The sequence below is a fragment of the Acinetobacter sp. BWR-L5 genome, from assembly GCF_039655985.1.
Classification (GTDB): Bacteria; Pseudomonadota; Gammaproteobacteria; order Pseudomonadales; family Moraxellaceae; genus Acinetobacter; species Acinetobacter johnsonii.
This window is the reverse complement of sequence record NZ_JAGFEV010000002.1, coordinates 156,007-168,819: the sequence shown is the minus strand read 5'-3', so window position 1 is coordinate 168,819 and position 12,813 is coordinate 156,007. Positions and strand designations below refer to the sequence as shown.

Here is a 12,813-nt window from a genome sequence, read left to right as displayed (position 1 = left end):
TCCCGTTTTAACGAATCAAATAAACGGCTTAAAGACCATTGGTTTCTTTTACAAATAAGTAGCCTTTACTACGTACCGTTTTAATACGTTTTGGATTTTCAGGATCATCACCAATTTTTGGACGAATACGCGAAATACGCACATCAATTGAACGGTCTTGACCGTCATATTCGATACCACGTAAGCGTTCGAAAATGTCTTCGCGAGAAAGAATGCGACCTGCATTTGAAGCCAACAACCACAATAAGTCATATTCAGCGCTGGTAAAGTCAACCAACTCACCATTTAAAGTCACGGAACGACCACCGTTATCGATCACCAGATCATCAAATTCAATACGCTGTGCAACTTCATCTTCAGGTGCTTTGTCTGTACGACGTAATAAAGCACGAATACGCGCAAGTAAAACACGTGGCTGAACTGGTTTTGCCACATAGTCATCTGCACCCATTTCTAGACCAAGCACTTGATCCATATCTTCGGTACGTGCAGTCAACATCAAAATCGGTTGGTGATAATGTGGACGAACTTCACGGCAAATGGTTAAACCATCTGCACCTGGAAGCATCACATCCAACACCACCATATCGGGTTGTTCTGCAATAATACGGCGAATGGCACGGTTACCATCGGGTTCTACCCCAACCTCAAGACCATTACGGATCAGGTACTCTTGAGTTAAGCGAGCTAGGCGCTCATCGTCTTCTACGATTAAAATTTTTGGTAACTTTTCTTCTTGGCTCATGGAGTGCCCCTTTATTTTGACGACTTAACGTATCCTTTAAAATCCAAGGGATACGCTCTGATATATTTTGCAATATACACACGTTTACATTGTAAACAAGATCTTGTTCACCAAACTGATACATCAAAGTAGCATTTTGTTATACATTTTTTTAGCCTCCAAATGAGCGCTTTCTCGCGTTTGCTGTATATCCAACCAAAGCAAAAGAAACGTTTCTTTACAAAATGGCGATTTTTCATACCAAATCACTGTTTGAACAGTTTATAACTCACTCATTCGTCTGTTTTGAACTTATCCACAATGTTATCTATAAGCACTTAAACCGAGCTTTGTTATGCTATCGCCTTGTCTAATAAGGCTTAATACAAGAATCATAAAAAAGGGATCTTTTTGAGATCTTTTCGAGACCAGATCGATCAAAATATTTAATAAAATGTCAATATTGATCTACCCTGAATTTTCCCGTATCTTGTGTTCAATTAATTTTTAAACCACTAGGTCTTGTGTTTAAACCTCAAACACTGTGGCATAAAAATTGCCCAGTTCAAACGGTCCATAGACATAAAAATAGATGACAAAATGGAGCTATGCTAGCATGAGCGTATCGAATTCAACCCCTGGTCAAATTCAGGTGATTAAACGCACTGGAGATGTTGCCAGCTTTGACGCAGAAAAAATCTCTGTTGCCATTGGTAAGGCATTTTTGGCTGTTGAAGGCCAACAAAGTGCTGACTCAAGCCGCATCCACGATCGTATTTCTCAACTTACCGAGATGGTATTAAATACGTTCAGTCGCCGCCTACCTTCTGGCGGTACAATTCACATCGAAGAAATCCAAGACCAAGTTGAACTTGCGCTAATGCGTACAGGTGAACAGAAAGTTGCTCGTGCGTATGTCATCTACCGCGATCAACGTGCTGATGCTCGTAAACAAGCAGGTGAAAACCATCACCCAACCTTACAAATCACTGACGCCAATGGTCAGCTTCAACCGCTTGACATGCGTAAGCTTGAAGCGACTGTAACCAAAGCGGCTGAAGGTTTAGAAGGCATCAATGTTCAAGCGATCATCGATGAAACCATTAAAAACCTTTACAACGGTGTAAAAGCGTCTGACATCGCAACCACGATGATGATGGCAACACGTACCCGTATCGAACAAGAACCAAACTATACCTACGTGACAGCTCGCCTACTTCGTGATGAATTGGTCGCAACTGGTTTAACTTTCCTTGGCTTGTCTGAAGACACCGCTGAAGGCGATGCTTTAGAAACTTTCCTGAAGAAAGGTATTGAGCTAGACCTACTTTCACCAGAACTTCTCAACTTTGACCTTGCGAAATTGGCCGCAGCGATTCAACCAGAGCGTTCAAACCAATTTACGTACCTAGGTCTACAAACATTATTTGACCGTTACTTCATCCACTCAGATGGCGTACGTTTCGAATTACCACAATTATTCTTCATGCGTGTTTCGATGGGTCTTTCACTCAACGAAGCAAACCGTGAAGAACGTGCAATCGAGTTCTACAACTTATTGTCTAGCTTCGATTACATGGCGTCTACGCCTACCCTGTTTAACTCAGGTACGCTACGTCCACAGTTATCAAGCTGCTATTTAACGACCATTGATGATGACCTATATGACATTTATGGCGCTATGCGTGATAACGCAATGCTATCTAAATGGGCAGGCGGTTTAGGTAATGACTGGACGCCAGTTCGTGCCTTGAACTCATATATCAAAGGTACAAACGGTAAGTCACAAGGTGTTGTTCCATTCCTTAAAGTGGCGAACGATACTGCTGTTGCAGTTAACCAAGGTGGTAAGCGTAAAGGTGCTGTGTGTGCATACCTTGAAACTTGGCACTTGGACATCGAAGAGTTCCTAGAGCTGCGTAAAAACACGGGTGATGACCGTCGCCGTACGCATGACATGAACACCGCGAACTGGGTTCCTGACTTATTTATGCAACGTGTTTTTGAAGATGCTGAATGGACACTGTTCACGCCGTCTGAAACACCAGACCTACACGACTTAATGGGTGCAGAATTCGCTGAGCGTTATGCACACTACGAAGCGATTGCGAAAGAAACAAACATGTTGCACAAGAAAATCCGTGCAAAAGATTTGTGGCGCAAAATGCTGTCGATGTTGTTTGAAACAGGTCACCCGTGGATCACATTCAAAGACGTATGTAACTTACGTTCACCACAACAACACGTTGGTGTAGTTCACTCTTCTAACTTGTGTACAGAAATCACATTAAATACAAGCAAAGATGAAATTGCGGTATGTAACTTAGGTTCGATCAACCTTGTACAACACGTTCAAGGTGGTGTGTTAGACCGTGAAAAGCTTGCACGTACAGTAAAAACAGCGGTTCGTATGCTCGATAACGTGATCGACATTAACTACTACGCTGTACCTCAAGCGAAAAACTCGAACTTGAAACACCGCCCAGTGGGTATGGGTATCATGGGCTTCCAAGATGCGCTGTATGAAATGCAACTCGCTTATGGTTCTGATGCAGCAGTAGACTTTGCTGATGAATCGATGGAAGTGATCAGCTACTACGCAATTTCAACATCAAGTGATTTGGCTGTTGAACGTGGTACTTATGAGACATTCAAAGGTTCACTGTGGGATCAAGGTATCCTGCCAATTGACTCGCTAGACCTTGTTGCTAAAACACGTCCTGAACGTATGTTTGAAGTTGACTGCACTCAACGTTTGGACTGGGACACTTTACGTGCCAAAGTTCAAAAAGACGGTATGCGTAACTCAAACGTTATGGCCATTGCACCGACTGCAACCATTTCGAACATTTGTGGTGTGTCTCAATCGATTGAGCCAACATTCCAAAACTTATATGTAAAATCGAACCTATCAGGTGAATTCACAGTGATCAACCCGTACCTAGTACGTGCGTTGAAAGACCGTGGTCTGTGGGACTCTGTGATGGTGAATGATCTGAAACACTTCGAAGGTTCAGTTCAAAAGATTTCTCGTATTCCTGAAGAGCTTAAAGCAATCTTCGCGACGGCATTTGAAGTTGAGCCACGCTGGATTGTGGATGCTGCATCACGTCGTCAAAAATGGATCGATCAAGCGCAGTCTTTAAACCTTTACATCTCTGGTGCAAACGGTAAGAAACTGGACTTGACCTATAAAATGGCTTGGTTACGTGGTCTGAAAACGACGTATTACCTCCGAGCTTTAGGTGCAACTTCTGCTGAGAAATCAACCATTAACACTGGTGCATTGAATGCAGTAAAACCTGCAACGGTAACGGCAGCGCCTGTTGCAGCAGTTGCTCAGGAAGTTAAACCAGAAGTGGTTGCTGAAGATGAAGGCTTCGGTCAAGCAGCTCCAGTGCCAATGGCGTGTTCAATTGACAATCCAGACTGTGAGGCTTGTCAGTAATAACCTCCCCTAACCCCTCCTAAAAGGAGGGGAATTACACCAAACTTATTGAGGTGTGAAAGTCCTTCTTTTAAAAGAGGGATTTAGGGAGATTAAAAAATTAAAGACAACCTAGGAAATCACCATGCTCCATATGACACATAACTATATGTTAGGTCTTGCGACCTTGGTGATTTCCTTTGTGGTTTTGTTTTATATGCCGATTGCCTACTTTTGGGTAAAAGCAAACCAAAGCAAAAAGCGAAAGCAAAATAAGTCGTGAGAATCACGTTCTATGCTCAGTTTTAGAACAACGATTGGCAAAACTTAATTTTGCTTTCACAAATTAAGCGTATAGTAAGACATCTCAGCATTGCTGGATGTCGATAAAAGATATAAAGCAACGTAGAGAGAATTGATATGTCTATCCTAAGTTGGGACGATTTCGAAGATGATTCGCAAAAACCGGCTGCACCTGAACACAAGTCTGCGCCCGTCGAACCGCAAAAAGCGGCTAATCCGCAGATGGTATCTGCTGCAGAGCAACCACAGAAGAATGTGGCAACTGCACAACCCGCTTCAACCCCTCGAAGCCGATCAACAAATTCAGCCGATCCGTTGGCAAGAGCATCTAACGCCTTAGAAAGCTTAGATGTTGCTCCAGGTCTAGAAGAACTAGAAATGGGTGCGCAACGTGTACAGGTTGACGACAAAGCGATGATTAACTGTCGTGCGGACTTAAACCAACTTGTACCGTTCAAATACGAATGGGCTTGGCAAAAATATCTAGATGGTTGTGCAAACCACTGGATGCCACAAGAAGTAAACATGAACCATGACATCGCGCTTTGGAAGTCTGAAAATGGCTTAACTGAAGACGAACGTACCATTGTTATGCGCTCTCTTGGTTTCTTCTCTACAGCAGATTCATTGGTTGCAAACAACTTGGTGTTGGCGATTTACCGTCACATTACCAACCCTGAATGCCGTCAGTACATTCTGCGCCAAGCATTTGAAGAAGCTATTCATACTCACGCTTACCAATACTGTATCGAATCTTTAGGTATGGATGAAGGCGAAGTCTTCAACATGTACCGCGAAGTTCCATCAGTTGCGCGTAAAGCAGCTTGGGGCTTGAAATATACGCAGTCTTTAAGTGATCCTACTTTCCAAACTGGTACACCTGAAAACGACCAAATTTTGCTTCGAAACTTGATCGCGTTCTACTGTGTTCTTGAAGGGATCTTCTTCTACTGTGGTTTCAGCCAAATCTTGTCGATGGGCCGCCGTAATAAGATGAATGGTGTTGCTGAGCAATTCCAATACATTTTACGTGATGAGTCGATGCACTTGAACTTTGGTATCGACATGATTAACCAAATCAAGATCGAAAACCCAAGCTTATGGACTGCTGAATTCCAAGAAGAAATCGTTCAAATGATTCTTGAAGGTACGATGCTTGAAATCGAATATGCGCGTGACACTATGCCACGTGGTGTATTGGGTATGAATGCTGCGATGATGGAAGAATACTTGAAATTCATTTGTAACCGCCGTTTAGCTCAGTTAGGTTTGCCTGAGCAGTTTGCTGGTGTGAGCAACCCGTTCCAGTGGATGTCTGAAATGATGGACTTGCGTAAAGAGAAGAATTTCTTCGAAACACGTGTAACAGACTATCAAACTGGCGGTGCGTTGAGCTGGTAAGGTAAAACGTCACCGTCACGCGACACAAGGTTTGTCAATTACGACACATTGTTTGTCAAAGAACGACGCATTGTTTGTCAAAGAACGACGCATTGTTTGTCAAAAAAAATAGAGCCTTAATGGCTCTATTTTTTGTCCAACTCTAAATTAGAGTTTCCAAATATTTATATTCACTTGAGTCCAGAGAAAAACAAGAAGTTAAATTATCAAAAGCTAGTATGCTAATATTTCCATCTAAGCTTTTAATTATTCTAATTATATTATCTAATAATACTTTAGAAGAACAAGTTGATGAGTTCAACTTTTCCATTAGGTCTTTATACTTAAACCACAAAGCTTCGTGTACGATACTTATCGAAGTATCTATATCTTTTATTACCTCTCTTCTCAACCCACAATAAATAAACCAAGTTTCAACAATTTTTTGTGGATCAACTAAAGGATTAAATTCCAATAGTTTACTAATGAGGCTCAATAAAGCATCAGATGATAAATTATGTATATCAACACAATTAAACATTTCTAAAAATAACTTTTGTTTAGACCTGAAATCAGTATTTCGGCTAATCAAATTATCAAAAATTAATTTAAAATGAGTATCCTCATAACTTAAAACCTCTGGTAAACCTAAATAATAGTTAATAGTTTTTCCAAGCAAATCCGCCCCTAAATTTATATCAATAATTCCAAGAGAAAAGCTATCTATTATTTTTTTATAGAACTCATTTTCATTTAAAATATCTTTATCATAAAGAAATTCCAATATATTAAAAACATTCCCGAATAAAATATTTGGATTCTTTTCCTGTATAAACCAAGTCAAATATAAGTCATCGGTCAACAGTAAACCTTCTTTATCCTTTAAAGCATAGTCATATTTAAAAAAATTTGCCTCATCATCATTAATTAATTTTAATTTTTCTATATTATTTTGGATTGCTTTTAAAATTGAACCAGATACCTGACCATTAATAGATATTGGTTCATGAGTACTCAAATTTATCTTTTTAAACACTGAATCAATAATAGAAAACTTTGGCAATACTTTTAAAAATTCATCTAGCATATTTAAATCATTTAGAATTAATAATGATGTTTCCTCAAATAAAATAGTATCCGAAGTATCAATCAATTCTTTGAACTTACTTTTTTCCATCTGAGGAGCATGTATGACTCTAAACTCCAACTCTTCCTCTTTAGAACATTTTGATAATACCCATGTGGTATAAACATCTCGTGTATTCTGCAAAAAATGTCCACGCATGAAAAATGGTATAGGAAGCTCCCTATTTCTTAACTTTTGTTTATTACTCTCCCAAAGTTCTTCTTGCTCTGCAGTAACTCCTGTTAATTGCCTTAAAGCCGTTAATAAAGATTCAGCTCCTTCCTCAGCATCTACATTTGCTCGTCTGAGAACTGTTGAATTAGGAAAGGTAGCAAAATATTTATTACATCTTTCTTGATAATTCTTAATTTGTTCATCACTTTCAAAAGGAGCATATAACATACATAGTTGTAAATAATCACCTTCTTGTTCGCAGTTAGTTGGGTCTATTAAGGCACCGTATTTTAAAATTGCAGTCTTAAGCTTTGAGTCATATTCAGGTCTATTAATATAGACAGCGATAAGACGTCTAATAGTTAAAATTATATTTTGAGTATTAGTTGAATTGGATAGGTTTTCTTCAAGAAAATCAACTACATTATCAATTAGACCAAGTGAAAGAGATAAAGAAATAAAGAATTCTTGTTCTTCTCTGCCTATATCTTCTGACTTTATAACATCTTTAATAGTCTTATAAGCAATCCCAACTTTACCTTGATTTTGTAGGGCAGCAGCTTGTACTAACTTCCATCTAGAAACAGCTATACCTTTAGCTATATTTTTTTCAGCTAAGGTCTCAGCTTCTTGCCATCGTTCTGTAGTAAAAAAAGCCTGGGCTAAATCCAAATATCTATTCTTACTAAGTTCTCTTACACTTAAAACATGCTCTGAAAGTTCAATTATTTGGTTTGCGGTTTGTTCATGTTTAGGATCTAAATAGGACAATAATTGTTCTGCAATTACGAATGGCTTACCAAGCTTCAAGTAAGTTTGATATAAATCTTGAGCAACTTCCTTGCCCCGAGTCTTATCCAAGTTTGATTCCGAAACAAACTTCTGAATAGCTATAAAAGCCTCTCCGTTAGGCAATGATTTAATGATATTTTCATATCTTTCAACTAATGCTTTTTGAAAAGTTGCTTCAGCTATTTCAATCCCTATACAAAAAATTGCTGGAGTATTCTCTCTCGGGGAACTTAATAGGATACTTTCATACTTCTCTATTAAACCTAAACATTGTTTCGACTTCCCAGAATGATAGTAGGAAAGAATCTGTATTCCACATTCATCAACATCTAAAGTGTCTAATTTTTCTACTAACTCTAGTGTTCTCTTATATTCTCTGATATTAAATAATATGCGAATATATAATCTTATTATTTCTGAATGGTTAGGTCTTTCAGCCAAAATTTCCTCAATATAGAAACCTAAGTCTGATAAATTATTAAAGTATCCATAAACTAAGCAGCTAATATCCATTAGAATAGTCACATCATGTGGATAACCTAATTTTCTAGCAGCACTCCATGCTTTTTTGATAAAGCTATAAGATAATTTCATTCCATCAATATCGTAGTCCGGATGGCCTTGAAAAGGGAGAATATCCCCACCCACCCCTATCTGATTTGACGATTTATGAAAGTATCTTCGAGCTGCTAATGAATTAAAAATATATTTTTTTCGCTCATCTTCAAATTCATCAACAATATTTTTTTCAATTAAACTATCTAGATCTTCATACAGTTCACCAAGAGTACAAACAACCATTTGCATCATGATTTCATTAGGATGCTTATTTCTAAGCATTTGAAGTGCTTCTGGAGATCTCCCTAAAATTGCAAGCGATTTAGCTTTGAGTGAACATTCTTGAAAATCATGTTCGTTTAAAACTTCAATAAGTTTTTCAAGCTCAACATGTGAAGGCATGGAATCCAGTTTAAATTTAGACTCTAAGTAGGCAAGACGATAACGATTCTTCAAATTTTGCTTATATGCTAATTCAAAGTGTGTTTCGGCATCATCAAAAAAACCTTCACAAGACAATATATTACCTTTTTGGTAATAGAATTCTGCTGACTCATGTGCACTAAATAGATCCTTTTTAAGATCTAACTTATTCAAGATTTCTTTCGCATCATTTATACGATTATTTGATAAGCAATCTGAGCAATTCTTCAAATCTGTTGATACTTCTCCTTTAGGATTATCAATCCATGGAGCTTCACTTTGCTTTTCAATACTTTTCAATATTAATGGTTTTTCAACTATAGCGTTTGTGAATAGCTCAATGCTTTCCACCGAAGTCTTATTTGGAATCTGAATCTTCTTTTTTAATTCTGTAACTGCAAATTTTTCTAAAATTCTGTTTGAATAATATTCATAAACATCTAAAGAAGTATGTAAAATATTATTTACAGGAATTCTAATCGTAATAGTACTTTGAGTCTTTAACTTATGTTCATTTGTTGAAAACCATTCCTCTTCTAACCAAAAAAAAAAAATTGGGCAATTTGGCAGATCTTCCTCATTTTCACTCAAATCAACCACAGCAACCATTACTAAAGGTTCTTGTTGACGATAACTATTTAGAGTCGAAACATTAAAATCATATGAAATAAAAGTCTTATCAGTGCTATAAGATGGAACCGTAGTACCTTTTAATTGCAAATAAAAACTATATTTCACGTAGTTTTCATTAGATTTTAGTTGAATCGTATAATCAATACCGAAATCTGTGTCGCCAGCTAATGGGGTTTCAATCCAGGATTTAGGCAATTTAATCCCTAATGCTCTTGCGGCCAAACGACCTATTTCTTGACTACGCCCCTCTTTTGGTAAATTTTCCATATTTTGGAGCCCTATTCCAATTATTTAAATATTTAATTAATAGAATAATATCAAAAATAAAGACTTAATTTATCGTCAAGTCGTACTAGCAGTAAAAGTTCTTCTTATTTATAAAGTTCATAAAACCTCAATAGAATTTATGACACAAAGAGCTTTATTTTAGTAATTGAGGAAGTTATTTAATTCTACTTGTAAAATTTTTAACCAATCTATTAATTCAATCACATCAAGTCTTCTTTCTAAGATTTCAACTTTGGAAACGTACGATTGAGGCTTATTCAAACGACGTGCAAGTTCAACCTGAGTCACATCTTTGGACTCACGGAGTTCTATAAGTTTTTTAATTAGGTCTTGATACCTAGGATCGTGTATTGAGCGCATGGCTCAATATCAGTTACAATTAAAAATATCCCAAAATAGGATATTTTTATTTTAACCCTATCTGTTTATAGAAATTTAATGAACAGTACCTTAGGAATTTACTGTGAAGCAAAAATTTTCTGTAGCTAAAATCAACAGTATTGTTAAAAAGAATTTAGCTGGTGCAACTGTCGAACAGATTTGCGAAGAGTACAAAATCAGTGTGGCAACTTTCTATCGCTGGAAGGCAAGTTATATAGATATTAATGAGCAAATTCTTATTCGCTTAGATAAATTGGAACAAGAAAATTTAGCTCTCAAACAAATGTATGCTGAAGAAAGACTGTCTAAACGCCTAGAAATGTAAGGTTCTCTCATCTCATCTAAATCTCGCATGTCTATTACACAGATAATTTACATATAAAGGATTTTAGATAGCTTCTACTGTCATGATATGTGATTCTTCAAAGAGATTATGAAACCTGACTTTCTCCAAAAAATCTGATGAGACCCTAACTTCTTCTTTCCAAGTATAATCAGCCAATTTTCCATTCCCCATCTTTGAAAATTGGCTCCTTAATATTTGTAGATCCATTAGAAAGTTTTCTTTACAGCTTTCACCTAATATTGAGTCTTTAGACTCAACTAAAGAAAAAACGCATGATTTCATCAATAAGATGAAACTTCCGCTATGATAAAAATATGGATATTTAGAGCAAACAATAAGTAAGGTTCGATAAATTGCTCTACTTATCTCTAAAATACTCTTACCTTCAACGATACCTACACGTAGATAAATAACAAGTGCAGCTAAAGCATCTAATCCAGCTAAACGCTCAAGTTGCATCAGTTTTTTAGACGATAAGTTAGCAACTAATTTTCTATCAAAATCGTATTTTTTCGACTTATAAAGTACCCTCTGAACTTCCCATGACAGTTTCCCAATACTTTGTTGTAACAGTAAGTCGATATCGACTGAGCCCCTCATAGCTTGCCAAAGTACATGATTAATTATCAATGAGCTTCCTTGAACAATTGATTCAGCTTTATCTATAAGCTTTGGATTAGGAACATTCAAACCATTCTTATAGTTTCGCCACTTCTTATCGTTATCAGTTATATATCCATCTACAACTCTAATTTTATCAGGTTCAATTATTCTGGCTATTTGAGACGGTGTATTTGTTGCCAAGCGTTGCTTTATATGTGAATACCACACGGATACCCGTAGCTGATCTACCTTATCCCGCTTATTACTTCTGACTTTTCCAATATTTTCGTTTTTCAAAACAAAATCCGCAAAAATAAAAATTAATAGATAAAACTCAAATGCTTAACAAAATATTTTCGGAAAAAGTTTAGTAATTTATTCAACTTGTGTACCCCTGAACCCAAGTATAAGCTTTTGTTGTGACAGGTTACTACCAGGAACTCAATGGAAATCCACCTTTTAGTTGATGCGGCATCAATAGAAAAAGAACTATTTGACCGTTACGGCCCCCTAATGGCAGATGATGCTCTACGAATCGCTTTGGGCTACAAATCAACAGAAGCTTTTCGCCAAGCTTTAACACGTAAAACCGTCCCTGTTCCTGTTTTTAGTATCCCGAATCGTCGAGGGAAATTTGCATTAGCAACTGATGTTGCTGCATGGCTAGCAAATCAAAGAAATTCATCTTTAGATTCTCAAGATAGACACTAAATTATCAAAATTCAAAAATTGCCTTGGAGTGCTCATGAACAGTTAGAAAAAAATCAATAAAAAACGGACCCTAAAAAGGATCCGTTTGTGACTTTATATAGAAGAATATAAAGACCTGAGAATCATAGTATCTTCTCTATATCGTCACCAGTCAAGTAACCGCTATTCCATCGCAATAGTGCAGATTAATTCATTCTCAAATATCTAATGAGAATAAGATTACTTCTGGATGAACAGATATGTCTTATAAAACAGTTTTTTCAAAAAATGATATTCAAACAAACATCCTCGAACAAATCAGGATTGCCTTTGAATCAACGGCAAATGTAGCAGCTACACTTCATGGACAACGTAAAATCCATCAAGGTGCTTTTGGTCGCCGAACATCTCTTTTCCCCAGTGAAAAGTGTTGTGGTGCGATACCACTAGAAAGCCGTCTTGAACTTGCTCATGCGATTCGCTTAGAACAAGATCAAAACATCATTAATTATCGCTCACAAGCATTAAAAATTTTACTTATAAATAAACAGTATTGTTTTCCAGATTTTTTGGTTCAAACCAACGATGGTTGTTATGAGGTCCACGAAGTAAAACCATCCATAGCATCATTATCAGCAGATGACTTAAACCGCTTTGCAATACTCTCAGATCTACTTCACTCAATTGATATTACTTTTAAGCTAATAGACCACACCGACTTACCAAGTGAATCAGAGATTTCCCAATTACTTTATTGGTATCAAAGAGGACATCGATTCAACTGGAATACTTTTGAAATCAATTACGCTATAGATCAGTTGAAGCTCAAAGAATTTGATAACTCAAATCAAGCCTATAGAACTCTTGAATCAATCGGCCTCAAACAAGAACTAGCAGATTATTTATTTTTTCATCAAAAAATTGCGATTAGCACAGACAAACAAAAAAGCAGAGAGGCCTATTAA

At 37.0% G+C, this 12,813-nt stretch carries 10 protein-coding genes; 6 read left to right on the top strand and 4 right to left on the bottom strand.

The window, feature by feature from the left end; genetic code table 11:
• Positions 1–28: 28 nt before the first annotated feature.
• Positions 29–745 carry a response regulator transcription factor BfmR gene (gene bfmR / locus JZ787_RS04280; RefSeq protein WP_004695375.1) on the bottom strand — a complete coding sequence of 239 codons (717 nt, stop codon included), beginning with the start codon at positions 743–745 and terminating at the stop codon, positions 29–31.
• A gap of 595 nt (positions 746–1,340) precedes the next feature.
• Here bfmR and JZ787_RS04275 point away from each other — a divergent pair.
• The 3 genes from JZ787_RS04275 (at position 1,341) to JZ787_RS04265 (ending at position 5,855) form a co-directional block, all read left to right on the top strand.
• On the top strand, positions 1,341–4,172 hold the full coding sequence (locus JZ787_RS04275) for a ribonucleoside-diphosphate reductase subunit alpha (RefSeq protein WP_346311760.1): 2,832 nt from the start codon (positions 1,341–1,343) through the stop codon (positions 4,170–4,172).
• Positions 4,173–4,296: 124 nt separating this feature from the next.
• Complete coding sequence (locus tag JZ787_RS04270; RefSeq protein WP_004695369.1) at positions 4,297–4,434, top strand: hypothetical protein; 138 nt, start codon at positions 4,297–4,299, stop codon at positions 4,432–4,434.
• Positions 4,435–4,571: 137 nt separating this feature from the next.
• Entirely contained in the window at positions 4,572–5,855 is a 1,284-nt protein-coding gene (locus JZ787_RS04265) for a ribonucleotide-diphosphate reductase subunit beta (RefSeq protein WP_094148766.1), read from the top strand.
• 142 nt (positions 5,856–5,997) lie between these two features.
• Here the strand turns inward: JZ787_RS04265 and JZ787_RS04260 are convergent, their stop codons facing one another.
• Both JZ787_RS04260 and JZ787_RS04255 read right to left on the bottom strand, forming a co-directional pair.
• Positions 5,998–9,807: a DUF4365 domain-containing protein gene (locus JZ787_RS04260; RefSeq protein WP_346311759.1), complete on the bottom strand. Its 3,810-nt coding sequence runs from the start codon at positions 9,805–9,807 to the stop codon at positions 5,998–6,000.
• A 159-nt stretch (positions 9,808–9,966) separates the two neighbouring features.
• On the bottom strand, positions 9,967–10,188 hold the full coding sequence (locus JZ787_RS04255) for a helix-turn-helix transcriptional regulator (RefSeq protein WP_346311758.1): 222 nt from the start codon (positions 10,186–10,188) through the stop codon (positions 9,967–9,969).
• Between the two features lie 103 nt (positions 10,189–10,291).
• Here JZ787_RS04255 and JZ787_RS04250 point away from each other — a divergent pair, with 103 nt between their 5' ends.
• On the top strand, positions 10,292–10,534 hold the full coding sequence (locus tag JZ787_RS04250; protein ID WP_346311757.1) for a transposase: 243 nt from the start codon (positions 10,292–10,294) through the stop codon (positions 10,532–10,534).
• A gap of 63 nt (positions 10,535–10,597) precedes the next feature.
• On the opposite strand, the gene JZ787_RS04245 is transcribed toward JZ787_RS04250, so the two are convergent.
• On the bottom strand, positions 10,598–11,455 hold the full coding sequence (locus JZ787_RS04245) for a hypothetical protein (RefSeq protein WP_346311756.1): 858 nt from the start codon (positions 11,453–11,455) through the stop codon (positions 10,598–10,600).
• Positions 11,456–11,602: 147 nt separating this feature from the next.
• Between JZ787_RS04245 and JZ787_RS04240 the strand changes: the two genes are divergently transcribed.
• Positions 11,603–11,869 carry a hypothetical protein gene (locus tag JZ787_RS04240; protein WP_346311755.1) on the top strand — a complete coding sequence of 89 codons (267 nt, stop codon included), beginning with the start codon at positions 11,603–11,605 and terminating at the stop codon, positions 11,867–11,869.
• 239 nt (positions 11,870–12,108) lie between these two features.
• Entirely contained in the window at positions 12,109–12,813 is a 705-nt protein-coding gene (locus JZ787_RS04235) for a hypothetical protein (RefSeq protein ID WP_346311754.1), read from the top strand.